We start from the raw sequence: 23,667 nt of genomic DNA, 5'->3' as shown, positions 1-23,667 counted from the left end.
GGGGTGTTCGTTACAGCAGGCTGTAGGCCTTTGCGGATCAGCCGTTCTGGCGGATACCGGCTACCAGCCATGGCTGGTTTTCGCCCTGTGGACGTTCCATGTTCCAGCTTTCGCTGAACACTTCGCCCTGGTCGAAGCGCGAGGTCTTCGACACACCGCTGAAGGTCAGGGTGGCGATGGTCTTGTCGGCGCGGTCATCCACACCTTCCAGTTGTACGCGCAGGTCGTCGATATAGGTCGACTGGAAAGCGTCGCCCAACTCGGCACGTTCGCGCTTGAGGAACTCCAGCAGTTGCGGGGTCACGAACTCGGCGATCTTGTCCATTTCGTTGGCGTCCCAGTGTTGCTGCAGGGACTGGAAGTGGTTGCGGGCCGCTTCGACGAAACGCTCTTCGTTGAACCAGGCTGGCGCATTGATCACCGGACGGGCGGCAGCAGCCGGTGCCGCCGAGCCGCCGAAGATCGAACCCATGGCAGGCTTTTGCTCGAACACTTCACGCTGCATCGGCGCGCCGGCTGGAGCCAGGTGCTCCTGCTGCTTGCGGCGACGGGCGGCGATAAAGCGGAAGATCACAAAGGCGATGACGGCCATGATCAGGATGTCGAAGATCTGCATGCCCTGGAAGCCGCCGCCCATGAACATGGAAGCGAGCAGGCCACCGGCAGCGATACCGGCCAGAGGGCCCAACCAGCGCGAAGCACCGCCGGCCTTGGCAGCAGCGCCTGCGGCACCGGCTGCACCTGCGGTGGCAGCCGCTCCGCCCATGCCGCCAGCGGCTGGGGCCATTTGGCTGGTCTGGTGGCTCGGCGCTGCGCCGGAGCTTTTACCGCCACCGAAGCGTTTGGCGTTGGCGTCGAGGCTCATCGTCAGGCCGATGCACAACGCCATGGCGATGCTAAGAAAACGTTTCATAAAGGGAATTCCCATTTGTGGATTGCACGCGCGCCATGTTGCACAGGTGTAGAGGCAGTGGCTAGCGGCATAATGTTTCGGGCTTTTGCGTAAGACCTATTCGGAATGGTCTGTAGGACTAATTACAGATATTGGCCCGTACGTGTGAAAAACAAGGGCAAGGCGACCCATTACACTGAGGTAGAGCGTCCGGTCGTTCCCACGCAGAGCGTGGGAACGCTCAGTCAGACCGCTTCGAGCTTGGCGTAACCCATCATCAACCACTTGCTGCCTTCGGCGAAGTTCACCTGCACTCGGGCCTGGGCCCCGGCGCCTTCGAAGTTGAGGATCACCCCTTCGCCAAAGATCGCATGCCTGACCTGCTGGCCAAGGCTGAACGGGGTCTCGGGAATTTCCGAACCGGCAAACATGCTGCTGGAGTTCTGCTGCTGGCCGCCGCCAAACGGCCGGCTTACGCTATTGGACAAGCGCACTTCCTGAATCAGCCCTTTCGGCACTTCCCGTACGAAACGCGAGACCTTGTTGTAGGTTTCGCTGCCATACAGGCGCCGTGTCTCGGCGTAGGTCATCACCAGGTTCTGCATCGCCCGGGTGATACCCACGTAGGCCAGGCGGCGTTCTTCCTCAAGGCGGCCGGGCTCTTCCAGGCTCATCTTGTGCGGGAACAGGCCTTCTTCCATGCCCACCAGGAACACGTAGGGGAATTCCAGGCCCTTGGCACTGTGCAGGGTCATCAACTGCACGCTGTCTTCGTGCTCGTCGGCCTGGGTATCGCCCGCTTCCAGGGAGGCATGGCCGAGGAACGCCGCCAATGGCGACAGGTCGGCATCTTCCTCACTGTTCTCGAACGCCCGGGCGGCGCTGACCAGTTCCTCAAGGTTTTCTACCCGGGCCTGGCCTTTCTCGCCTTTTTCCGCTTCGTGATAAGCGATCAGGCCGGACTGTTCGATCACGGTCTGGGTCATCAGGTGCAGCGGCATTTCCAGGCACTTGGCGGCGAGGCTGTCGATCAACTCGACAAACCCACCCAAAGCCCCGGCAGCGCGGCCGGTCAGGCCTTTATTGGCGATCAGCAGGCGCATGGCCTCCCACATCGACACATCGCTGTGACGCGCATGCTCGCGGATCGCCTCGACGGTTTTCTCGCCGATGCCCCGTGCCGGTACGTTGATCACCCGCTCCAGCGCTGCATCGTTGCCGCGGCCTTCCAGCAAACGCAGGTAGGCCATGGCGTTCTTGATTTCCGCACGCTCGAAGAAGCGTTGGCCGCCATAGATGCGATACGGGATGCGCTCGCGCAGCAAGGCTTCTTCCAACACCCGCGATTGGGCGTTGGAACGGTACAAAATAGCGATATCGCTGCGGGCCAGCCCGGTTTTCAGGGCGCTTTCAATGGTTTCGACCACATAGCGCGCTTCGTCGTGCTCGTTGAAGGCGGCGTAGAGGTTGATCGCCTCGCCTTCGCCGCCATCGGTCCACAACTCCTTGCCCAGGCGCCCGGTGTTATTGGCGATCAAGGCGTTGGCGGCCTTGAGGATCCCGGCGGTGGAGCGATAGTTCTGCTCCAGGCGAATAGTCTCGGCGTCGGGGAAGTCGTCGGAGTACTGGTAGATGTTCTCGATTTTCGCGCCGCGCCAGCCGTAGATCGACTGGTCGTCGTCGCCCACCACCATCAGGCTGTCGCCGCCCTTGGCCAGCAGGCGCAACCAGGCGTACTGCACGGCGTTGGTGTCCTGGAACTCGTCCACCAGGATGTGCCGGAAGCGCTTCTGGTAGTGCGCGAGCAAACCGGGGTTGTCGCGCCACAGGTCGAGGGCGCGCAGTAGCAGTTCGGAGAAGTCGATGACGCCGGCACGCTGGCAGGCCACTTCATAGGCTTCATAAATGCTGCGCATGGTGGCCAGGAACAGGTCGCCACTGGCCTGGATATGTTGCGGGCGCAGGCCTTCGTCTTTCTGGCCGTTGATAAACCACTGGGCCTGGCGGACCGGCCAGCGTTGTTCATCCAGGCCCAACTCGCGGATTACCCGCTTGACCAGGCGTTGCTGGTCATCGCTGTCGAGAATCTGGAAGGTCTGGGCCAGGCCTGCCTCCTGCCAGTGGGCCCGCAACAGGCGGTGCGCCAGGCCGTGGAAGGTGCCGACCCACATCCCGGCCGGGCTGATGCCCATCAACTGCTCAATGCGGTGGCGCATCTCGGCAGCGGCCTTGTTGGTGAAGGTCACCGACAGGATCGAATGCGGGGATGCGTTCTCGACCTGGATCAACCAGGCGATACGGTGCACCAGCACGCGGGTTTTACCGGAGCCAGCACCGGCCAGGACCAACTGACGGCCAACGGGGGCTGCTACGGCCTGGCGTTGGGCATCGTTGAGGGAGTTCAGCAAAAGGGAGAGATCATCGCGCATCGGCGCATTCTAGGGTGCCGGGGGAAGGGGGGCAAATCCCATTGCCGGGTGGTCGCTACAAAAAAACCGCCGGCGCTGTTCAATCGGTAAATATTCCAGCCACGGTGATGACTGGTAAGTCATCGTCTGTAGCCCGCGCCCTGTCTTGTTCAGCCCCTCTGGGTCCATGGTTTGCGGGGGTTTATTCGCGGATTTTTATGATCCAGAGCAGTTTGGTCTGCCCGTCTGCTTGTGTATGCTCCGTCGACGTTTCGGGCTCACCATTATAAGAACACTGCCTATGACCCTCAGCACTGACTTGCCCGGCCCTTCTGTCGCGCCGGAGCAGGTTATCCGCAAGCACTACGCCATGGAGATGGCGGTCGAGCGCACGCGTCTGTTGTACCAGGGGTCGTTGCTGCCCACGTTATTGATGCTGATTAACGGTCTGGTCTGCGCCTGGTTGCTCTGGAGCCCGCAGCGTTATGTGCTGGTCGGCAGTTGGCTGGTGTGGTTGCTGGCCCTGGTGGCGATGCGCGTGATCCAGGTAGCGGCCTTCGACAGCGCCTTGCCCAGCCGACAGGCTCAGCCGGTCTGGCGGCGGATGTTCATGCTCGGTTCGGCGGCCAGTGGCCTGACCCTGGCGAGTGCGGCCATTGCCCTGGTGCCCTTGGATAGCTTCGTGCAGCAGGCCTGGGTCTTTGGCCTGATTGGCGCGGCCACTTTATCGGCCAGCGTGGCTTACGCCGTGAGTTTGCCGGCGTTTTTGTCGTTTGCCTTGCCCTGCCTGGTGCCCACCATCCTCTATCTATTCTGCAGCGGCGAACCGCAACTGCAGGGTTGGAGTTACCTGGGCCTGATCCTGCTGGCATCCCTGAGCCTGGTGGCATGGCAGGTCAACCGCCTGATCCAGCGCGGTTTGCTGCGGCGCTTCCAGAACCAGGCCCTGATCGAGCACTTGCAACAGGCGCGTCAGCGTAGCGAGCAGTTGAATCAGGACCTGGTGCGCGAGGTCGAGCAGCGCCGCCAGATCGAGCAGGAACTGCGCGAGGCCCAGGTCGGCCTGCAACAGCGCGTCGAACAGCGTGGCCAGCAATTGGACGCCGCCAGCCTGGCCCTGAGCAAAAGCGAGGCGCGCCTGGCCATGGCGTTGCAGGCCAGTGAGCTGGGATTGTGGGACTGGAACCTGCAAACCGATGAAGTCCACCACACCCAACTCAAGGAGTTGTTCGGCCTGGAGCCGGAATACGTCACGGCGATGCTGCGCGACCTCAAGCCACGCCTGCACCCGGACGACTTGCCGCTGCTCAAGTACGCGCTGGTGGAGCACTTGAAAGGGCGCAGCGAGGACTATCAGGTGGAGTACCGCGTGCGCCATGGCGACGGGCGCTGGGTGTGGATCGAGGACCGCGGGCGCGCCGTAGAGCGCACCGCCAGCGGGCGCGTGACGCGCATGCTCGGTACCCGGCGCGATATCAGCGCCGGCAAGGCGGTGGAAGAGCAGTTACGGCTGGCGTCCACGGTGTTCGAGGCGGCCAGCGAAGGCATCGTGATCCTGGACCCGGAGTACGTGTTGATTGCGATCAACCAAGCCTTCAGCCGTGTCACCGGCTTTGATATCGACGACATGCTGGGGCGCAATGTCGTGGAGTTGCCGTGCAGCCGCGACGCTCGCCGGCACTTCCCGGTGATTCGCCAGGCCCTGTTGAACCACGGCAGTTGGCAGGGTGAACTGGTAGAGGCGCGCAAGAACGGCGAGCTGTACCCGCAATGGCTGCAATTGAGCGTGGTGCGCGATGTTCGGGGAAATGTCAGTCATATCGTGGGCTTCTTCGCCGATTTGTCCGCCCGCCGCGAGTCCGAGGAGCGCATGCGCTACCTCACCCATTACGACGAACTGACGGGCCTGGCCAACCGCTCGCTGTTCCGCGAGCGCCTTCGTGAGGCCCATCAACGGGTGCGTCAAGGCGGCCGCAGCCTGGCGTTGCTGCATATCAACCTGGACCGCTTCAAGCTGCTCAATGACAGCCTGGGCCACGAAATTGCCGACCAATTGCTGCAAAAAATGGCCAGGCGCCTGATCAATGCCTTGCCGGAAGCCGACACCATTGCGCGACTGTCTGGCGACGAATTCGCGGTGTTGTTCGACGCCTATGGCAGCCTGTCGAGCCTGGCGCGGGTGGCCACCCGACTCTTGGCCAAACTGCGGGTGCCGGTGGCGGTGGAGGGGCATGAGTTGGTGGTCAGCGCTTCAATCGGTGTCAGCCTGTTACCGGATAACGCGCGGGAAATTTCCGCATTGGTCAGCCAGTCAAACATGGCCATGCAACACGCCAAGCATCTGGGCGGCAATAACTTCCAGTTCTATACCGACAGCTTGCAGGCCAGCACCCTTGAGCGTTTGCAGCTGGAAAACCAGTTGCGCAAAGCCATTGATGAGCGCCAGTTGAAGGTGTTCTACCAACCCAAGCTGTGCCTGGCCACCGGCAAGATGAACGCCGCCGAGGCGCTGGTGCGCTGGGACCATCCGCAGTGGGGCAGCGTGCCGCCGGGTGATTTTATCGGGCTGGCGGAAGAGACCGGGTTGATCGTGCCATTGGGCGAGTTTGTGTTGCGCCAGGCCTGCTGGCAGGCCTGTGAATGGCAGCGCCAGGGCCTGGCGCCGATCCGCGTGTCGGTCAACCTGTCGGTGCACCAGTTGCGCCAGGGCAAGTTGGTCAGCCTGGTACGCCAGGTGCTGGACGAAACCGGGTTGGCCCCGCAGTACCTGGAGTTGGAGCTGACTGAAAGTCAGTTGCTCGACAGTGTCGAGCACATCATCGCCACCTTCCAGCAACTGCGCGATCTGGGGGTGAAGCTGGCCATCGACGACTTTGGCACCGGCTATTCGTCCCTCAGTTATCTCAAGCGCATCCCGGTGGATTACGTGAAGATCGACCAGACCTTTATCCGCGGCCTGGGCCAGGGGCGTGAAGACTTGGCGATTACCCGGGCCATCATCGCCATGGCCCATGGGTTGTCGCTCAAGGTGGTGGCCGAAGGTGTGGAAGATCAGCAGCAGCTGGATTTCCTGCGCGCCGAAAACTGCGATGAGGTGCAGGGCTATTTGATCAGCCGGCCGATCGAGGCCGAAGGACTGGCGGATTTGTTACGGAAAAATGCAGATTTTCCTGACGGCTAGCCAGGCGCCATCGGGTGCTACATCGCATTTGCCCGCTGATTCAGGGGGCAGTAGGGCGATTTAGTGATGCATCGAGCGGGCAAATCAGCAATTCTTGTAGTATAACTACAAGCTTGCTACATCCCTGGCGTCTGCCAATAACAAGAGTCCTGCCCTTTGAACCTGTTGCAACATATCGCCCAGTCGCGCCACCTGTTACGCAAATCGGAACTCAAGGTTGCCGATCACGTGCTGCTTGACCCTGCGGCCGTGATGCACAGTTCCATGGCTGACCTTGCCCACAGCGTGGGGATCAGCGAGCCGACCATCGTGCGCTTCTGCCGCGCCATCGGTTGCTCGGGGTTCCAGGACTTGAAGCTGAAACTGGCCCAGAGCCTGGCGGCCGGTGCCAGCTTCGGGCAGTTCGCGATTCATGAAGACGACTCCGTCGCCGACTACAGCCTGAAAATTTTCGACACCACCCTGCACACCCTGATGGAAGTGCGGGAGAAGCTCGACCCGATCGAGCTGCAAAAAGCCGTGACTGCCATGTCCCAGGCCCAGCGCGTGGAGTTCTATGGCTTTGGTGCGTCGGGTGCGGTGGCGGCGGATGCCCAGCACAAGTTCTTCCGTCTGCTGCTGACGGCGGCGGCCTACAGCGACCCGCATATGCAGGCGATGTCGGCGGTGACGTTGAAACCCACCGATGTGGCGATCTGTATTTCCCAGTCGGGCCGCTCCAAGGACTTGCTGATCACCGCCAACCTGGTGCGTGAAAGCGGCGCCTCACTGATCACCTTGTGCCCGAGCCAGACGCCATTGGCGGAGCTGTCCACGGTCAACCTGGCGATTGATGTGCACGAAGACACCGAGATCTACACCCCGCTGACCTCGCGGATTGCCCACCTGGTGGTGATCGACGTGCTGGCGATGGGCGTGGCCATGGCCCGTGGCCCGAGCCTGGTCAACCACCTCAAGAGCGTCAAGCGCAGCTTGCGCAGCCTGCGGCTGTCGCCCAAGTCCGTCAAAGCCCTCGACGACTGACCCAAGGTGGCACTCGGTCAACTGTGAGAGCAGGCAAGCCAGCTCCCACAGATTTGCTCGGTGTTGCACCGGCAAGATTCATCGTCCTGTAACCCGCGTGCCGCCAAACCGTCATCCCCCGCGCCCATCCTGAACTCCCCGTACTCGCATTGGGAGACTCGAAATGGCCCGGCACTACGAAGACAGCACCAGCACCGTCAAAACCCGTCGTCAGCAGGAAGACCAGCGCCGCATGGCGTTCCGTCGTGCAATTGAAGACCGTTGTGACCAGCGTCAACTGCTGCAGAGCATCAGCGACTATCCGGAGCTGCACTGGCAGGCGCCCGCGGCTGCCCAGCGAAGCGTTCAGCCAGCACGCTGATCTGCACCCGCTCGTTGCGGATAAAGCCCAGGAACGCATGGGCCACCGGTGACAGGCGCTTGGCCTTGGCCTGCACCAGGCACCAGCTGCGGTACAGCGGCAGCTCTTCCACCGGCAACTCCTTGAGCCCGCCGGTGGCCAGCTCCAGGTTCAGGGCGTGGCGCGTCAGCAGCGCCACGCCCAACCCCGCCACGACGCACTCGCGCTGTGCCTCGGCCGAGGCCACTTCCACCGTCTGGGTGAAGTGCACGCGCTTTTCCTTGAAGTACTCCTCGCAGGCCAGGCGCGTCCCGGAGCCCGGCTCGCGCAACAGCAAGGTGTAGGGTTCCAGATCCTGCAGGCGCAATGGGCCTTGCAGGTTCAGTGGGTGGTCCGGCGGGGCCACCGCGACAATCGGGTTGTTGAGAAAGGGCAAAAATTCCAGGCCCATGTCCTGCGGCACCATGGACATGATCACCAGGTCGTCACGGTTGTCCGACAGCCGGCGGATCACCTGGGCGCGGTTGACCACCGTGAGGTGCAACTGCACCTCGGGATGCTGGCGCTTGAAGGCGGCGAACAAGTGCGGCACGAAGTATTTGGCACTGGACTCCACCGCCAGCTTCAATTGCCCCTGCAGCGAGCCCTGCATGTCCGAGAGCTGCATATCAAGGTTTTCCAGGCGCCCGAAGATGTCCCGGCTGGCCCGCTGCAGGGCTTCGGCGGCTTCGGTCATGTAGAGCTTTTTGCCCACATAGTCGAACAACGGCTGGCCGACCAGCTCTTCGAGCTGGCGAATCTGTAGGCTGACGGCGGGTTGTGTAAGGGACATTTCCTCGGCAGCGCGGCTGTAGGAGCGCAAATCGCAGACTTCATTGAAGATCTGCAATTGACGTAATGTCATACGCATCAGTGACTTACGCATAATTCAAAGCTGCTCGCAGGGGGCTGTGGGGTCAACTATAAGTCTTTACTTATACACAACCCAATAATTATTGATTTTTGTTAATCCCTAAGTGCGCATAGTGTGTGTCTGGCGACTGACCTGAAACATTTAGTCACGCGCCGACCTGGTCTAGCAGGTCGAAGAACGCAGCAATCGGCTCAAGGGAATTTCCAAGTGATAACAAAGATCCTGATCGCCAACCGTGGTGAGATTGCCGTCCGCATTGTGCGGGCCTGTGCCGAAATGGGTATTCGTTCGGTGGCGGTGTATTCCGACGCTGACCGGCACGCCTTGCACGTCAAGCGCGCCGATGAGGCCCACAGCATTGGTGCCGAGCCCCTGGCCGGTTACCTGAACCCGCGCAAGCTGGTGAACCTGGCTGTGGAAACCGGCTGCGACGCGTTGCACCCTGGCTACGGCTTCCTCTCGGAAAACGCCGAACTGGCGGACATTTGCGCCGAACGTGGAATCAAATTCATTGGTCCATCGGCCGAAGTCATTCGCCGCATGGGCGACAAGACCGAAGCGCGCCGCAGCATGATCAAGGCCGGCGTGCCGGTGACGCCGGGCACTGAAGGCAACGTCGCCGACATCGCCGAGGCGCTGACCGAAGGTGACCGCATTGGTTACCCGGTGATGCTCAAGGCCACCTCCGGTGGTGGCGGTCGCGGCATTCGTCGCTGCAACAGCCGTGAAGAACTCGAACAAGCCTTCCCCCGCGTCATCTCCGAGGCCACCAAAGCGTTTGGTTCGGCGGAAGTGTTCCTGGAAAAATGCATCGTCAATCCCAAGCACATCGAGGCGCAGATCCTCGGCGACAGCTTTGGCAACGTGGTGCATCTGTTCGAACGTGATTGCTCGATCCAGCGTCGTAACCAGAAACTCATCGAAATCGCCCCCAGCCCCCAACTGACCCCCGAACAGCGTGCCTACATCGGCGACCTGTCGGTGCGTGCGGCCAAGGCCGTGGGCTATGAGAACGCCGGCACCGTGGAGTTCCTGCTCGCCGAGGGCGAGGTGTACTTCATGGAGATGAACACCCGGGTGCAGGTGGAACACACCATCACCGAAGAAATTACCGGCATTGATATCGTTCGCGAGCAGATCCGCATCGCGTCCGGCCTGCCGCTGTCGGTAAAACAGGAAGATATCCAGCACCGTGGCTTTGCGTTGCAGTTCCGTATCAACGCCGAAGACCCGAAGAACAACTTCCTCCCAAGCTTCGGCAAGATCACCCGTTACTACGCCCCCGGCGGCCCCGGCGTGCGTACCGACACGGCAATCTACACCGGCTACACCATCCCACCGTTCTACGACTCCATGTGCCTGAAACTGGTGGTATGGGCGTTGACCTGGGAAGAAGCCATGGACCGCGGCCTGCGTGCCCTGGACGACATGCGCCTGCAAGGCGTGAAGACCACCGCCGCCTACTACCAGGAAATCCTGCGCAACCCGGAATTCCGCAGCGGCCAGTTCAACACCAGTTTTGTGGAAAGCCATCCTGAGCTGACCAACTACTCGATCAAGCGCAAACCCGAAGAGCTGGCCCTGGCCATCGCCGCCGCCATCGCCGCCCACGCAGGCCTGTGAGGAATATAACAATGAGCAAGAAGATCTTCGTTACCGACACCATCCTGCGCGACGCCCACCAATCGTTGCTGGCTACCCGCATGCGCACCGACGACATGCTGCCGATCTGCGACAAGCTCGACAAAGTCGGCTACTGGTCCCTGGAAGTCTGGGGCGGCGCGACCTTCGACGCTTGCGTACGCTTCTTGAAAGAAGACCCGTGGGAACGCCTGCGCAAACTGCGCGCCGCGTTGCCCAACACGCGCCTGCAAATGCTGCTGCGTGGGCAGAACCTGCTGGGCTACCGCCATTACAGCGACGACGTGGTCAAAGCCTTCGTGGCAAAGGCAGCGGTAAATGGCATCGACGTGTTCCGTATCTTCGACGCCATGAACGACGTGCGTAACCTGCGCGTGGCCATCGAAGCGGTAAAGGCGGCCGGCAAACACGCCCAGGGCACCATCGCCTACACCACCAGCCCGGTGCACACCATCGAGGCGTTCGTGGCCCAGGCCAAGCAGTTGGAGTCCATGGGGTGCGACTCCATTGCGATCAAGGACATGGCCGGCCTGCTGACCCCGTATGCCACCGGCGAACTGGTCAAGGCGCTGAAGGCCGAGCAGAGCCTGCCGATCTTTATCCACTCCCATGACACCGCCGGTTTGGCCGCGATGTGCCAACTCAAGGCTATCGAAAACGGTGCCGACCATATCGACACCGCCATCTCCAGCTTCGCCTGGGGCACCAGCCACCCGGGTACCGAGTCGATGGTCGCCGCCCTCAAAGGCAGCGAATTCGACACTGGCCTCGACCTGGAGCTGTTGCAGGAGATCGGTCTGTACTTCTATGCCGTGCGCAAGAAGTACCACCAGTTCGAAAGTGAATTCACCGCCGTCGACACCCGCGTGCAAGTCAACCAGGTGCCGGGCGGGATGATTTCCAACCTGGCCAACCAGCTCAAAGAGCAGGGCGCCCTCAACCGCATGAGCGAAGTGCTGGCGGAGATCCCGCGGGTACGTGAAGACCTCGGCTTCCCGCCGCTGGTCACGCCAACCTCGCAAATCGTCGGCACCCAGGCGTTCTTCAACGTGCTGGCCGGCGAGCGCTACAAGACCATCACCAACGAAGTGAAGCTGTACCTGCAAGGCGGCTACGGCAAGGCGCCGGGCACGGTGAACGAGAAGTTGCGTCGCCAGGCCATCGGCAGCGAAGACGTGATCGACGTGCGCCCAGCCGACCTGCTCAAGCCGGAAATGACCAAGCTGCGTGGCGAAATCGGCGCGTTGGCCAAGTCCGAAGAAGACGTGCTGACCTACGCGATGTTCCCGGACATCGGCCGCAAGTTCCTTGAAGAGCGCGACGCCGGCACCCTGGCCCCAGAAGTATTGCTGCCGATCCCGGAAGCCGGCGGCGTGGCCCGTGCTGGCGGTGAAGGTGTGCCGACCGAGTTCGTGATCGACGTGCACGGCGAAAGCTACCGCGTGGATATCACCGGTGTTGGCGTCAAGGCCGAAGGCAAGCGTCACTTCTACCTGTCCATCGACGGCATGCCGGAAGAAGTGGTGTTCGAACCGCTCAACGAATTCGTCGGCGGCGGCACCAGCAAGCGCAAGCAGGCCAGCGAGCCGGGCCATGTGAGCACGGCGATGCCGGGCAATATCGTGGATGTGCTGGTCAAGGAAGGCGACGTGGTCAAGGCCGGCCAGGCTGTGCTGATCACCGAAGCGATGAAGATGGAGACGGAAGTGCAGGCGGCCATCGCCGGCAAAGTCACCGCCGTTCACGTAGCCAAGGGCGACCGGGTCAACCCGGGTGAAATCCTGATCGAAATCGAAGGCTGATCCCCAGCCTTCGAGACTACCGCTTAATCCTCGGGGGGGCATGTGCCCCCTTTTTTTTCGTCTGCAAACCGTGCGAAATCAGAACGTCAGGGTCCATTGGCCCATCACGGCCTGGTTGCTGCTGCGCGCGCCAAAATCGCCGGTGTAGGTCAGGCCCACGCTCTGGGTGGTTGATACGCCCAGCCCCAGCCCGGCTTGCAGGGCCATGCTATTGCGGTCCAGGGCAGTGCCCTCGATGGTGAAATCGCTGTTGAACACCGACCTGTCCACCCAGGCCGAGGACTGGCGCACGCGGTTGCCGACATCGCCATACAGGTGTTTCCAGCGGGCGCTGAAATGGGGTTTGAGGGGCATCTGGTTGTCCAGGGTATAGAGGCTGGTCATGCGCAGGCCGAAGGTGCTGCTCAGGTTCTGCTGGGTCTGCTCGCCGACACTCAGGGCGCTGAGGCCGCCTTTTTCCTTGAAGCGCTCGCGCTGGTAGCGCTGATAACCGATGCCCGCGAACGGTTCGACGGTAAAACTGCCGTGGTCCGCGCGATAGCCCATTTCGCTGAAAACCGTCTGGCTTTGCGCGGTGTACTTGCCCTTGAGTTGTTCGCGATGGTCGATGAAATCAAAATCCACGCTGCGCTTGTTCAACCCGGCGTGGTTGCTGTGGATCGCCCCCAGGCGCAAGGCCAGCGGCCCATCCTGGCGCACCGCGTAAGCCCCCAGGTGCCAGCTGTCGAGCGCGGCCTTGAAGCGTTTGGCGCTCAGGTCACTGGTCGTCTTGGCCCCCATCACACCCATGCGCCAGGCGGGGTCCACGGCCCAATCGGCGCCCAGCACCACGCCCTGGTTACGCTGTTGCAAATCGCCACCGCCGTGCTGGCCGTCCAGGCTGCCGGCGTTGCCCAGGCCCTGTAGCCAGACACGACCGTTGGCATCGCCGCTCACGTCGCTCATGGCCGCCAGCAAACTGCTCTGCAGTGGCTTCAGGCTGTTCTGGGTGGCGCTGCCTAGGTTGGCGTTCTGGCTGGCAGCCAGTTGCTCCAGCACCGCGCCGATTCTTCCAGGGGCCAGGTTGCCCATATAGCGGGCGTCATCTGCAATCAGATACTTTTCTCGCGCGCTCAGGTCGCCCGACTCCAGCAACGCATCCACCGCACGGTCCAGCACCTGGGCCACAGCCCGGCCATTGCCGGTGGTGGCGTAGTCAATGAAATAAAAAGGACTGGCCGGTTCAGGTTCGCTGGGCGGCGACCCCATATCCCCGCGTGCAGCGGCCAGTTGAATGCTCAACGCACTCAGCGCGAAAGTGATGACAAGGGCGAGTCGTTTGGATGTGCAGGGCATAGGTCCGAACCTCTGAGATGTGAGGCGGGAAATTTAGCGAGGCGCTGGAGGGATAACTGTCAGGGTAAGCGTTTGCGGTTTGCGGGAGAGATCTTCAGTGCCAGGTGAATAAAGGCGTAAGGGTTGTGGCCTGGAGGAATGTGTATTTTATTGGATACACGCGCCTTGTTGATCGAGAGTGTGGAGCAGGGCCTGGCCGAAGGCACCCTGCAGCTCGGCGAAGCCGTGCGCCGGCTGCGCGTGGAGGTCACCGGCCTGCACCAGGGCCAGTTCGCCAGGATGTGCAGGATTTCCCTGCGCACCCTGGTGCATATCGAGCACGGCGAGGGCAATCAGATGCTCAAGTCGTTGAACGCGGTGTTCCGGCCGTTCGGCTTGCAGATGGGCTTGGTCAAGGTTCGGCGTCCGTTGAGCTGAACGTCAGCCCCGGCATTCAGTCAGGGTTTTCGCCTGTCCATCGGCCGTCTGGTTAGCCTCCCCAAGCCAGGCCTCAAACCCGGCGCCGACCTTCGGCCATTCTCCATCGAGGATCGAGTACCACGCCGTGTCGCGGTTCTGCCCCTTGACCACCATATGCTGGCGGAACACCCCTTCAAAACTGAACCCCAGGCGCTCGGCTGCGTATTTGGAGCGGGCGTTACCGTTGTTGCACTTCCATTCCAGGCGCCGGTAGCCCAGCTCAAACGCGTGCCGGGCCAGCAGATACACGGCCTCGGTGCTTTTCGGTGAGCGCTGCATTGGGGCGCCGAAGGTGACGTGGCCGATTTCGATGCGGCCCTGGGCCGGGACGATCGACATCAGGCTAAGGATGCCCTGCACGTCGCCGCTGGCGCGGTCGATCACGCTGAAAAAGTACGGATCGCTATTGGCCGCGTGGTTGTTTAGCCACGCATCAAAAGCGGCGCGCTCGGTAAACGGGCCGTAGGGCAAATAGTCCCACAGCTTGGGGTCGGCACCGGGGCCCTGGAGGGCTTGCCACAGGCTATCGGTGTGGCGGGCCGGGTCGAGTTTTTCCAGGCGGATAAAGCGCCCTTCGATCAGTTGGGCGGTGGGCGCCGGGGCGCCTTTCCAGTCTGCGAGTGAGGTCGACATGCTGTGCTCCTTAAAGGCCTTTGCGAAACTGGATAAAGCCGGGACGTTCGGCGATGCGTTCGTATAACGCAATCGCAGTGGCATTGGTCTCATGGGTCAACCAGTGGACCTTGCAGCACCCCTCGGCCTTGGCGGTGGTGTAGACGAATTCGATCAATTTGCGACCAACTCCGGCACCGCGCTGGGTGGCGTCCACGAACAGGTCTTGCAAGTAACAGGAGCTTTCGATGCTCCAGTTGGAGCGGTGATAGATGAAGTTGACCATACCCACCGCCTTGCCGTCCTGCCAGGCCAGGGCCGAATGGGTCGGCTCGTTGCGGTCGAGCAGGCGTTGCCAGGTGCTGGTGCTGACGGCGTCCGGCAACTGCGTGTCGTAGAAGCGCAGGTAGGCCTGCCACAGTGGCAACCAGGCAGCGTGGTCGGCGGCTTGCACCCGGCGGATGTCGATCTGGCTCATGAAGGCTCCTTGGGAATGAATCGGGCGAGGGTTTGGTCACGCACGTCAAAGCTTGCGGCCAGCCCTTCGCGTACGCCGGCGATATCCGCCGCGCTGCGGTTCTGGCTGAGCTTGCGCTTGCCTTGCAGGCGCTGGATCGGCAGGGCGAACCCGACGATGGCCTTGAGCATGCCGTCGATGTAGTCCGCCGGGGCATCGCTGACTTTCCACGGTTGGGCGCGCCCGTTTTCGTGGCGGTCGGTCAGGGCGCTGACCAGTGTGAGCAGGCGCTCGGCATCGGTGAACACCTCGGCCTGGCCATAGGCGTGGACCGCCAGGTAATTCCAGGTGGGCACCACTTTGCCGTGTTCGGCCTTGGCCGGATAAAACCCTGGGCTGACATAGGCCTCGGCACCGGCAAAAATCACCAGGGCCTCGCTGCCGTTCTGCAGGTCTTGCCACTGGCGATTGGCCTTGGCCAGATGGCCGTAGAGGGTGCCATTGGGTCCTTCATCGGGGTTGAGCAGCAGCGGCAAATGGCTGGCCTGCAGGCCGTGCTCGCCAAAGGTCACCAACTGCGCCAGGCGCGTGTGCCGGATCAGTTGCTGCAGTTCGGGCAAATCGTCGAGGGCAAAGGCGCGAGGCGTGTACATAAATATTTTCCTTGGCGAATGCCTGCATCCTAGGCAGGCTAATGGTCTGTTGTAAGAGCCATCTCAGGCCAATTTCATAGGTCCAATATGTCGCCCATGTCATTCAACCCTGCGGGTATTGAGCTGGATCGCCGTCAGGGCCTGACACGCCAGCTGTACGAGGCCCTGCGCCAGCGGGTGCTGGATGGGCGGCTGGCCAGTGGGACCCGGCTGCCCGCCAGCCGGGATCTGGCGGCGGCGTTGTCGATTTCCCGCAACAGCGTGGTGCGGGCCTACGATCAGTTGTATGCCGAAGGCTTTATCGAAGGACGGGTGGGCGATGGGACCTATGTGGCGCAATTGCCCACCACCGACCCGGGCACAAAAAAATTATCCACAAAAGTGTCCACAGGGTTATCAACAGGCTTATCCCCAGCCTTATCCACAAAACCCGCAAATATAACTGGGAATTTATCCAGTGAAGTTATCCACAGTCCCGCTCTGGGTCGTCTGGAAAACAACCATTTACCGCTGCCACCCAGTGGCCCTCCACGGGCTTTTCGTGTCGGTGTACCGGCCTTCGATCTGTTCCCGTTTGACGTCTGGGCCAAGCTGAATGCGGCTTTTTGGCGCAAGCCTGACCTGCAACAACTGTGTTACGGCAACCCGGCGGGGGATGAGCGATTGCGTGGGCTGATCGCGGCTTACTTGCGCAGCTCGCGAGGCATGCAATGCACCGCTGAGCAAATTGTGATCACCAGCGGCGCGCAACAGGCAATCAGCCTTTGTGCACAGCTACTGGTGGGCCCTGGGGATAGCGTGGCAATTGAAAATCCCGGCTACCGGGCGGCAGGGCATGCGTTTGCCAATGCCGGGGCAAAACTCCAGGGCGTGGAGGTGGACGCAGAGGGCATCGACTGCACGGCATTGAACGCGCTCAACGATTGCCGCCTAGCCTATGTCACGCCTTCCCACCAGTACCCGACGGGGGTGGTCATGAGCCTGGCCCGGCGCCTGGAGTTGCTGGCCTGGGCCGAGCGCACGGGCGGCTGGATCATCGAGGATGACTACGACGGTGAGTACCGTTACAGCGGCGCGCCCCTGGCACCGCTGGCGGCCCTGGATCGCAGTGATCGGGTGCTCTATGTGGGGACTTTCGGCAAAGTCGCATTCCCGGCGTTGCGCCTGGGTTATCTGGTGCTGCCGCCGGGCTTGGTGAGCGCCTTCACCCAGCGGCGCGCCGTGGACGTGCGGCATTCGGAGGTCAGTACCCAGGCGGTGATGGCCGAGTTCATGGCAGCGGGGCACTTCCAGCGGCACATCCGGCGCATGCGCCGCGCCGCCTTGAGTCGTCGCAATGTCTTGCTGGCCGGTTGGCCCGACGACGTGCCTGGCGTGGGTAGCCTGCCCGGTGTCGCGGCAGGCTTGCACCTCACGGTACGGGTGCAAAGCCTGGCCCGTGAGGCGCAGTTAGTCGCCCAGGCCCTGGCAGCGGATGTAGAAATCAACGCCCTGAGCAGCTATTGGCTGCCCGACACCCACTCGGCACCGGCCCAGCGCGCCGGCCTGGTGCTGGGGTTTGCCGCCGTGCCCGAAGCGGCTATCGCCCAGGCCCTGGCGCGGCTGCGCAAGGCCTGGCGGGTGGGATGATCTGGGCGCGCGATCGCTTTCGGTGAGGTGGCGCCGGGGCTGGAGAGGGTGCTCCCCGGCCATGATTGCTCAGGTCCCGGACTTGATCTTGGTCCAGGCGCGGGTCCTGGCGCGTTCGGCGTCACGGGCCAGCGGCTTGAGGGTGTAGAGCGTGGCCATCGCCGCCTCGGTCGGGTACAGGTTAGGGTTGTTGCGGATCGCCGGGTCCACCAGCCCGGTTGCGTCCTTGTTCGGGTTGGGATAGCCGACAAAGTCGCTGATGGGCGCAATGACCTGGGGTTGCAGCAGGTAATTGATAAAGGTGTAGGCGTCCTGCGGGTTTTTCGCGCCCTTGGGAATGGCCAGCATATCGAACCAGATCGGCGCGCCCTCTTTGGGCAGGCGCATGTCGACAATCACCCCGTTCTTGGCTTCCCTGGCGCGGTTGGCCGCCTGGGAGAAACTGCCGGAGTAGCCGACGGCCACGCAAATGTCACCGTTGGCGATATCGGCCATGTACTTGGAGGAGTGGAAGTAGGTGATGGAGGGGCGGATCTTCATCAGCAACGCTTCGGCTTTTACATAGTCCTTGGGGTTGCTGCTGTTGGGGTCCAGGCCCAGGTGCTGCAGGGCCAGGGGCAGGATTTCCGATGGCGAATCCAGCAGCGCGACCCCGCATTGCTTGAGCTTGCTGATGTTCTCGGGCTTGAAGATCAAGTCCCAGCTGTCCACCGGCGCGTCGGCCCCCAGCACGGCCTTGACCTTGTCCGGGTTAAAGCCAATCAGGATGGTGCCGTACATATAGGGCACGGCGAATTTATTGCCCGGGTCGTTGGCTTCAATCAACTGCATCAGCTTGGGATCGAGGTGGTTCCAGTTCGGCAACTGGCTGCGGTCCAGGGGTTGGAACACCCCGGCCTCGACCTGCTTGGCCAGGAACACGTTGGACGGCACTACCACGTCGTAGCCGGAGTTGCCGGTCAGCAGCTTGGCCTCCAGGGCCTCGTTGGTGTCGAAGATGTCGTAGATCAGTTTGATCGCCGGGTTCTGGGCCTTGAAGTCGTCCAGGGCCTTGGGGGTGATGTAGTCGAACCAGTTATAGACCCGCAGGGTTTTTTCTTCGGCGTGGGCGGCGGTGCTCAGCACGGCGGCACAGAGCACAAGCGACTTGAGCATGTTCATTGGGCAGCCCCCTCAAAACCTTCGAGAACGTTGACGGCATTGATGCCGATTTCTTCCACCGCATAGCCGCCTTCCATCACAAACAGCGTCGGCTTGCCCAGGCGAGCGATACGCGCACCCATGGCCAGGTAGTCCGGGCTGTCGAGCTTGAACTGCGAGATGGGGTCGTCCTTGAATGTGTCGACGCCCAGGGACACGACGATGATGTCCGCGCCATAGCCTTCGATGGCCTGGCAGGCCTGGTCCAGTGCGGCGCTCCAGGTGTCCCAGGCGGAACCGGCCGGCAGTGGGTAGTTGAAGTTGAAGCCTTCACCGGCACCGTCGCCCAGCTCATCGGCGTAGCCGAGGAAAAACGGAAACTCTGCCTCCGGATGCCCGTGGATCGAAGTGAACAGCACGTCACTGCGCTCATAGAAAATCGACTGGGTGCCGTTGCCGTGGTGGTAATCGACATCGAGGATCGCGACCTTTTTGTGGCCCTGATCGAGAAAGGCCTGGGCGGCGATGGCGGCGTTATTGAGGTAGCAATAACCGCCCATCAAGTCACTGGCGGCATGATGCCCCGGCGGGCGGCACAGGGCGAAGGCACTGTGGGCACCGTTTTGGATCGCGTGTTGTGCGGTCAGCGCGACCTGCGCTGCGCTGTAGGCGGCTTGCCAGGTGCCGGCGGTGATCGGCGCACCGCCATCGAAGCTGTAATAGCCCAGTTGACCATGCAGGCTGGTGGGCAATACGCGGCGCAGGGTGCGGGCGGGCCAGGTGTAGGGCAGCAGGTCACCGTCCTGGCCGAAGGCCGTCCAGCGTTGCCATGCCCCTTTGAAAAACTCCAGGTAGTCGCGGCTGTGAATACGTTGCAGCGGCGCCAGGCCAAAGTCCTGCGGCGCTTGCACCGGGCCCAGTTCACGGTCCTTGACCCGTTGCAGCACATGGTCGGCGCGCGAAGGCATTTCGAAGCAGGGCATCAACTGGCCGTCCATCAATTCGCAACGGCCATGGTGCAGGTGGTGATCGTCCGAGTAGATCGTCAGCATTTTTATTGTTCTCCGCAGGCAGGTTGGGATGCCTTGCAGTGTTGCGGTGTACGCAGGTTTGGAGAACGGCAGGAGCGGCCAAAAGGGGATAAATATGGCCAAATTGTCTGTCCGAAATTCGCCCCTACATGGGGCGTCATGCTCGAAATTGACTCGGCGCTACACCGCTCCAGCGTACAAAGGCATGCCGGAAGCTCGCGGTCTCACTGAAACCCAACTGCTCGGCGATGCGGTAGATCGGCCACTGGTCTTGCGCCAACAGTTGCTTGGCGCGCTCAAAGCGCAGTTCGTCCAGCAGTTCCTGGTAGCTGCAGCCCAGGTCATGCAGGTGCCGGCGCAGGGTGCGGGGTGAACAGTTCATCTGCTGGGCCAGGCCATCCAGCCCGGGGGCGGCGTGCAGTTGCGCCGCGAGCAACTGGCGCACTCGCCCCAGCCAGGCCTCGCGCCCGGTGAATTCGGTGTTCTGTTTGCGGCAGCGCTCGGCCATCGCCCGATGGGTCACCGTGTCGGCCAGGGGCAACGGTTGGGCGAGCCAGCGTTGGTCAAAGGCGAACGCATTGGCAGTGGCCTGGAATTGCAGCGGGCAGTCGAAACACTCGGCGTAGCGCGCCTGATAATCCGGCGCGGCATGCTCAAAGCGCGCACCCAGCAGCGGCAGCGGGTGGCCGAGCAAGTCGTCGCAGATTACCTTCAGCGATCCCAGGCACAGCTCCACATTGAAGGCGGTCAGTGCCGGGCTTTCGCGGTAATCGCTGGCGGTGAACCAGATACGCTCACCGTCTTGCTCCAGGCTCAGCTCGAACAGTGTTCCCAACAGCGCCGGATAACGTAGGGCCAGGCGCAAAGCGTCACCGAAAGTGGCACTGGTGAGCAGCGCATAGCCGAGCATGCCGTAGGCCGATACGTGCATCCGTCGCCCCACGATCAGCCCGATATCACGCTGCAAGGCCACGGCATTGGCGCACACCTGCATTTCCTGGTGCGTGGCGATGCGTGTGTCGGCGCGGCTCAAGTCCGCCGCACAGATGCCACTGCCGGCCAGCAGCGCTTCGGCGGGCAAGCCTTCGGCCTTGAAGGTGCTGAGCACCAGGGAAACGGCATTGAGGGTGGTGAGGTGGGAGTGCAGCATGGGAACTTCCAGCCAGGGGATGGCTGGAAGTGGAGCAAGTTATATGCCGCTCAGCTCAGTTCACCGCACAGGTCCAGTTCGACCAGACGCCGTACTGCGTCGTTGGGCAGCCCGGCGCCGAGCAGGGCTTGCAGCTTGCCGAACACGGCTTCGCGGGTCATGCCGCCACCGGACAACACGCCGACCCCACGCAAGCGGCTGCCCGCTTCATACACGTCCAGTTCCACGCCACCTTCATGGCATTGGGTGATTGCGACCACCACCACGTCCCGATCCAGCGCGCGCTGCAGGCTGGCGAGGAACGCCGTGTTATCGCTGGGCCCGGTGCCGCTGCCAAAGCATTCGAGCACCAGCGCCTGGATGCCGCTGGCGACCAGGGCGTCCAGTTGCCCGGCATCAATGCCCGGCACCAGCGGCAACACACCGACATTGGCCAGGGCCTTGGGCTGGCGGTAGTCCAGGGCGGCGGGCAGGGCCTGGGCCTTGGCCACGCCACCGTTGCGCTGCAGTGCAGCAAAGGGATGGCGGCCAAAACTGCGGATTTTCGCGCAGCGGGTCGGCGCCATCAGTGCGCCGTGGAAGTACAGGTGCACACCGGGCGCGAGGCCTTCGCCCAACGCTGTCAGGGCGCCGCTGACGTTTTCCCAGGCATCGCTGTCAGGCACGCCGGCCGGCAGCATTGAACCGGTGAACACCACGGGCGCCGGTAGGCCCAGCAGCTGGAAACTCATGGCTGCCGCGCTGTAGGCCAGGGTGTCGGTGCCGTGCAAAATCAGCACGCCATCGCAGCCCTCGTCCACAGCCTCGACCACGGCGCTGCGCAGGCGTTGCCAGTAGGCGGGCGTCATATTGGCGCTGTCGATCAGCGGCGACATTTCCCGAAAGCGCCAGGCTGGCGCAGGCAGGTGGGCAAGCTGTTCGCGCATGCGCGCTTCAAAGCCCGAAGCGGGCGCCAGGCCGTTGGCGCTGGCCTGCATGCCGATGGTGCCGCCGGTGTAGAGCACCATGATGGTGTTAGCTTTGGACATCGAAGAATCTCCTGAACGAAAAACGCCGCCGGGCCCAGAGCATGCCCAAGGCCGGGCGGCGTGTCATCTATCTAGGCTCAGCGTTGCACTTGGGCGTTCAGTTCAGCAGTCGCTTGAACCGTTGGCTCCGGCTGCACCGGGTTGGCCGGCCAGGCCTTGCGGTCCAGGTCCAGGTCAGGGAACTGGCTGGAATCGAACACCGGGGTCTTGACGCCCGCCGCGCGCTGGCTGTCGTAGTCGTTGAGGATGCGCATAGCGATCTTGAACAGGAACGCCAGGGCGAACAGGTTGACGAACGCCAGCATGGTCATGGTGATGTCGGCGAAGGCGAACACGGTGCTCAGGTTCTCGATCGAACCCCAGAAGATCAGCACCAGCACCAGCGCGCGATAACCGATCAGCACCTTGCGGTTGTTGCCCACCAAAAAGCGCAGGTTGCTCTCGCCCAGGTAGTAGTTGTACATGATCGAGGTGAACACGAACAACGCCAGGGCCACCGAGATAAACATCCGGCCCCAGTCACCGACCACCGCCGCCAGGGAGTTCTGGGTCAGGGCAATGCCGTCGCCTTCAAAGCCTGGGGTGTAGAAGCCCGAGAGCAGGATCAGCAGGGCGGTGCAGGTGCAGATGATGAAGGTGTCGAGGAACACGCTGAACGCTTGCACCACACCTTGGGCGACCGGGTGTTCCACCGAGGCCACGGCTGCCACGTTGGGCGCGCTGCCCAGGCCCGCTTCGTTGGCAAACACGCCGCGCTTCACACCCATGATGATCGCGCTGCCCACCAGGCCGCCGAAGGCCTGGTCCAGGCCAAAGGCGCTCTTGACGATGGTCGCGAGCATGGCCGGTACCTGGTCGAATTGCAGCACGATCACGTAGACCGTCACGGCGATATAGACCAGGGTCTTGACCGGTACCAGCAGGTCGGCAATCGAGGCAATGCGCTTGATCCCGCCGATAAACACCAGGCCCAGCAACACCGCCAGCGCCAGGCCGGTGTAGGTGGTGTCGAAGCCAAAGGCGTTGTTCAGCGAGTGGGTCACGGCATGGGCTTGCAGGCCATTGAAGGCGAACCCGAAGGTCACCAGCAGCAGAAACGCCATGACCATCCCCAGCCAGCGTTTTTGCAGGCCGTGCTGGATGTAATAGGCCGGGCCGCCACGGTAGGTGCCTTCGGCGTCGGTACGTTTGTAGAGCTGGCCCAGGGAGCACTCGATAAAGCTCGAAGACATGCCCACCAGCGCGGTGACCCACATCCAGAACACTGCGCCCGGGCCGCCCAGGGTCACGGCAATGCCGACCCCGGCGATGTTACCGGCACCCACCCGCCCGGCCAGGCTGAGCATCAGCGCCTGGAACGAACTGAGTTGGCCGGCACTGCTTTTCAGGCTGTCGCGAAACACCGCGAACATATGAAAGAAGTGACGAAACTGAACGAAACGCGAGCGGATCGTGAAGTAACCACCGAGCCCGACAATGAGCACGATCAGTACTTTTCCTGAGAGGAAGTCGTTGATGACTTCTAGCATGGAGTATTCCTCGCTGTTTTCTGTAAAGGCAAAAGCCGGACGGCTCGACTCCACACCATTTCGCAGACAGCACGATAGGTGGGGCGAGGGCTCGTCCCGGTTCCATGTCGCGGGTTGTTATTAGTTCGGCGTTCGCATGCGGCTGACGATCGTGCATGCGAAGAGGGGCGGCACTATACCTAGGTGTGCGCCAGCCGTCTGCAAGCAGCGCAATTGAGCGAGGAATGGTCGAGCGTCACACTGACCTAATGTGGGAGCTGTTGAGCTTTGGTGAGGCTGCGATGGGCATGAGTCTCTACGCGACTTGCTCTTTTTTGGTTGTTGGGTATGAGTACATATCCGTTGCTGCGGTCATGGCGGCTATTGGTTCCGCTCTTACAGCGGGTCACTTTTGGAAAAGAGCCCCAAAAGTAACCAAAAGGGCTCCTGCCCCACCACTCGGCA

19 protein-coding genes are annotated in these 23,667 nt (G+C 62.2%); 7 read left to right on the top strand and 12 right to left on the bottom strand.

From position 1 onward, the window contains the following. Positions 1 to 37: 37 nt before the first annotated feature. Entirely contained in the window at positions 38 to 913 is an 876-nt protein-coding gene (locus tag K1X80_RS00695) for a Tim44 domain-containing protein (protein WP_029290048.1), read from the bottom strand. Positions 914 to 1,137: 224 nt separating this feature from the next. Beyond that, positions 1,138 to 3,321, bottom strand: a complete 2,184-nt coding sequence (gene uvrD / locus K1X80_RS00690) for a DNA helicase II (RefSeq protein ID WP_057961208.1) — start codon at positions 3,319 to 3,321, stop codon at positions 1,138 to 1,140. 280 nt (positions 3,322 to 3,601) lie between these two features. Here uvrD and K1X80_RS00685 point away from each other — a divergent pair, with 280 nt between their 5' ends. The 3 genes from K1X80_RS00685 to K1X80_RS28005 all read left to right on the top strand — a co-directional run bounded on the left by K1X80_RS00685 (position 3,602) and on the right by K1X80_RS28005 (position 7,865). Beyond that, on the top strand, positions 3,602 to 6,481 hold the full coding sequence (locus K1X80_RS00685) for a GGDEF domain-containing phosphodiesterase (protein WP_057961207.1): 2,880 nt from the start codon (positions 3,602 to 3,604) through the stop codon (positions 6,479 to 6,481). Between the two features lie 156 nt (positions 6,482 to 6,637). Further along, on the top strand, positions 6,638 to 7,504 hold the full coding sequence (hexR, locus tag K1X80_RS00680; protein WP_029290040.1) for a transcriptional regulator HexR: 867 nt from the start codon (positions 6,638 to 6,640) through the stop codon (positions 7,502 to 7,504). Between the two features lie 163 nt (positions 7,505 to 7,667). Continuing rightward, positions 7,668 to 7,865, top strand: a complete 198-nt coding sequence (locus K1X80_RS28005; RefSeq protein WP_057444237.1) for a PA3496 family putative envelope integrity protein — start codon at positions 7,668 to 7,670, stop codon at positions 7,863 to 7,865. Here K1X80_RS28005 and K1X80_RS00675 read toward each other — a convergent pair. Then, positions 7,795 to 8,769 (bottom strand): LysR family transcriptional regulator, encoded by a 975-nt coding sequence (locus K1X80_RS00675; RefSeq protein WP_057440568.1) that lies wholly within the window; start codon positions 8,767 to 8,769, stop codon positions 7,795 to 7,797. The genes K1X80_RS28005 and K1X80_RS00675 overlap by 71 nt on opposite strands. 195 nt (positions 8,770 to 8,964) lie before the next feature. Between K1X80_RS00675 and K1X80_RS00670 the strand changes: the two genes are divergently transcribed. Both K1X80_RS00670 and oadA read left to right on the top strand, forming a co-directional pair. Beyond that, on the top strand, positions 8,965 to 10,380 hold the full coding sequence (locus K1X80_RS00670; RefSeq protein WP_029290035.1) for an acetyl-CoA carboxylase biotin carboxylase subunit: 1,416 nt from the start codon (positions 8,965 to 8,967) through the stop codon (positions 10,378 to 10,380). An 11-nt stretch (positions 10,381 to 10,391) separates the two neighbouring features. Beyond that, positions 10,392 to 12,200, top strand: coding sequence for a sodium-extruding oxaloacetate decarboxylase subunit alpha (gene oadA, locus K1X80_RS00665; RefSeq protein WP_115129316.1), 1,809 nt, complete (start codon positions 10,392 to 10,394; stop codon positions 12,198 to 12,200). Between the two features lie 78 nt (positions 12,201 to 12,278). Here oadA and K1X80_RS00660 read toward each other — a convergent pair whose 3' ends face one another. Beyond that, positions 12,279 to 13,535: an autotransporter domain-containing protein gene (locus tag K1X80_RS00660; RefSeq protein WP_220172613.1), complete on the bottom strand. Its 1,257-nt coding sequence runs from the start codon at positions 13,533 to 13,535 to the stop codon at positions 12,279 to 12,281. A 138-nt stretch (positions 13,536 to 13,673) separates the two neighbouring features. Between K1X80_RS00660 and K1X80_RS00655 the strand changes: the two genes are divergently transcribed. After that, complete coding sequence (locus K1X80_RS00655; protein WP_169989921.1) at positions 13,674 to 13,952, top strand: helix-turn-helix transcriptional regulator; 279 nt, start codon at positions 13,674 to 13,676, stop codon at positions 13,950 to 13,952. Positions 13,953 to 13,955: 3 nt separating this feature from the next. On the opposite strand, the gene K1X80_RS00650 is transcribed toward K1X80_RS00655, so the two are convergent. The 3 genes from K1X80_RS00650 to K1X80_RS00640 are packed head-to-tail and all read right to left on the bottom strand — an operon-like array spanning position 13,956 to position 15,716. Next, complete coding sequence (locus K1X80_RS00650) at positions 13,956 to 14,627, bottom strand: GNAT family N-acetyltransferase (protein ID WP_057961202.1); 672 nt, start codon at positions 14,625 to 14,627, stop codon at positions 13,956 to 13,958. Positions 14,628 to 14,637: 10 nt separating this feature from the next. Beyond that, complete coding sequence (locus K1X80_RS00645) at positions 14,638 to 15,084, bottom strand: GNAT family N-acetyltransferase (RefSeq protein ID WP_186625689.1); 447 nt, start codon at positions 15,082 to 15,084, stop codon at positions 14,638 to 14,640. Next, complete coding sequence (locus tag K1X80_RS00640) at positions 15,081 to 15,716, bottom strand: FMN-binding negative transcriptional regulator (RefSeq protein ID WP_186625686.1); 636 nt, start codon at positions 15,714 to 15,716, stop codon at positions 15,081 to 15,083. Before K1X80_RS00640 ends, K1X80_RS00645 begins: the two co-directional genes overlap by 4 nt. 87 nt (positions 15,717 to 15,803) lie before the next feature. On the opposite strand from K1X80_RS00640, the gene K1X80_RS00635 reads away from it, so the two are divergent. Next, positions 15,804 to 17,345: a PLP-dependent aminotransferase family protein gene (locus K1X80_RS00635; protein ID WP_120734361.1), complete on the top strand. Its 1,542-nt coding sequence runs from the start codon at positions 15,804 to 15,806 to the stop codon at positions 17,343 to 17,345. Between the two features lie 69 nt (positions 17,346 to 17,414). Here K1X80_RS00635 and K1X80_RS00630 read toward each other — a convergent pair whose 3' ends face one another. The 5 genes from K1X80_RS00630 to K1X80_RS00610 all read right to left on the bottom strand — a co-directional run bounded on the left by K1X80_RS00630 (position 17,415) and on the right by K1X80_RS00610 (position 23,223). After that, on the bottom strand, positions 17,415 to 18,506 hold the full coding sequence (locus K1X80_RS00630; RefSeq protein WP_057440563.1) for a polyamine ABC transporter substrate-binding protein: 1,092 nt from the start codon (positions 18,504 to 18,506) through the stop codon (positions 17,415 to 17,417). After that, positions 18,503 to 19,537, bottom strand: a complete 1,035-nt coding sequence (locus tag K1X80_RS00625; protein WP_220172612.1) for a histone deacetylase family protein — start codon at positions 19,535 to 19,537, stop codon at positions 18,503 to 18,505. The genes K1X80_RS00630 and K1X80_RS00625 overlap by 4 nt, the downstream gene beginning before the upstream one ends. A 136-nt stretch (positions 19,538 to 19,673) precedes the next feature. Then, a complete protein-coding gene (locus K1X80_RS00620; protein ID WP_057440561.1) occupies positions 19,674 to 20,666 on the bottom strand; it encodes an AraC family transcriptional regulator in 993 nt (330 codons plus the stop codon). A gap of 50 nt (positions 20,667 to 20,716) precedes the next feature. Further along, positions 20,717 to 21,694 (bottom strand): asparaginase, encoded by a 978-nt coding sequence (locus K1X80_RS00615; RefSeq protein ID WP_220172611.1) that lies wholly within the window; start codon positions 21,692 to 21,694, stop codon positions 20,717 to 20,719. Positions 21,695 to 21,771: 77 nt separating this feature from the next. Then, positions 21,772 to 23,223, bottom strand: coding sequence for a sodium:alanine symporter family protein (locus K1X80_RS00610; protein ID WP_216312011.1), 1,452 nt, complete (start codon positions 23,221 to 23,223; stop codon positions 21,772 to 21,774). Between the last annotated feature and the right edge of the window lie 444 nt (positions 23,224 to 23,667).

Source organism: Pseudomonas sp. So3.2b, assembly GCF_019464415.1.
GTDB lineage: Bacteria > Pseudomonadota > Gammaproteobacteria > Pseudomonadales > Pseudomonadaceae > Aquipseudomonas > Aquipseudomonas shahriarae.
Note: the sequence above shows the minus strand (reverse complement) of the source record. Positions and strands in the feature narration are given on the sequence as shown.

Bases quoted from the DNA above. Each gene is read 5' to 3' on its own strand.
- K1X80_RS00695 (WP_029290048.1), bottom strand. From the start codon at position 913: ATGAAACGTTTTCTTAGCATCGCCATGGCGTTGTGCATCGGCCTGACG.
- uvrD (WP_057961208.1), bottom strand. From the start codon at position 3,321: ATGCGCGATGATCTCTCCCTTTTGCTGAACTCCCTCAACGATGCCCAA.
- K1X80_RS00685 (WP_057961207.1), top strand. From the start codon at position 3,602: ATGACCCTCAGCACTGACTTGCCCGGCCCTTCTGTCGCGCCGGAGCAG.
- K1X80_RS28005 (WP_057444237.1), top strand. From the start codon at position 7,668: ATGGCCCGGCACTACGAAGACAGCACCAGCACCGTCAAAACCCGTCGT.
- K1X80_RS00675 (WP_057440568.1), bottom strand. From the start codon at position 8,769: ATGCGTAAGTCACTGATGCGTATGACATTACGTCAATTGCAGATCTTC.
- oadA (WP_115129316.1), top strand. From the start codon at position 10,392: ATGAGCAAGAAGATCTTCGTTACCGACACCATCCTGCGCGACGCCCAC.
- K1X80_RS00660 (WP_220172613.1), bottom strand. From the start codon at position 13,535: ATGCCCTGCACATCCAAACGACTCGCCCTTGTCATCACTTTCGCGCTG.
- K1X80_RS00655 (WP_169989921.1), top strand. From the start codon at position 13,674: ATGTGTATTTTATTGGATACACGCGCCTTGTTGATCGAGAGTGTGGAG.
- K1X80_RS00650 (WP_057961202.1), bottom strand. From the start codon at position 14,627: ATGTCGACCTCACTCGCAGACTGGAAAGGCGCCCCGGCGCCCACCGCC.
- K1X80_RS00645 (WP_186625689.1), bottom strand. From the start codon at position 15,084: ATGAGCCAGATCGACATCCGCCGGGTGCAAGCCGCCGACCACGCTGCC.
- K1X80_RS00640 (WP_186625686.1), bottom strand. From the start codon at position 15,716: ATGTACACGCCTCGCGCCTTTGCCCTCGACGATTTGCCCGAACTGCAG.
- K1X80_RS00635 (WP_120734361.1), top strand. From the start codon at position 15,804: ATGTCGCCCATGTCATTCAACCCTGCGGGTATTGAGCTGGATCGCCGT.
- K1X80_RS00630 (WP_057440563.1), bottom strand. From the start codon at position 18,506: ATGAACATGCTCAAGTCGCTTGTGCTCTGTGCCGCCGTGCTGAGCACC.
- K1X80_RS00625 (WP_220172612.1), bottom strand. From the start codon at position 19,537: ATGCTGACGATCTACTCGGACGATCACCACCTGCACCATGGCCGTTGC.
- K1X80_RS00620 (WP_057440561.1), bottom strand. From the start codon at position 20,666: ATGCTGCACTCCCACCTCACCACCCTCAATGCCGTTTCCCTGGTGCTC.
- K1X80_RS00615 (WP_220172611.1), bottom strand. From the start codon at position 21,694: ATGTCCAAAGCTAACACCATCATGGTGCTCTACACCGGCGGCACCATC.
- K1X80_RS00610 (WP_216312011.1), bottom strand. From the start codon at position 23,223: ATGCTAGAAGTCATCAACGACTTCCTCTCAGGAAAAGTACTGATCGTG.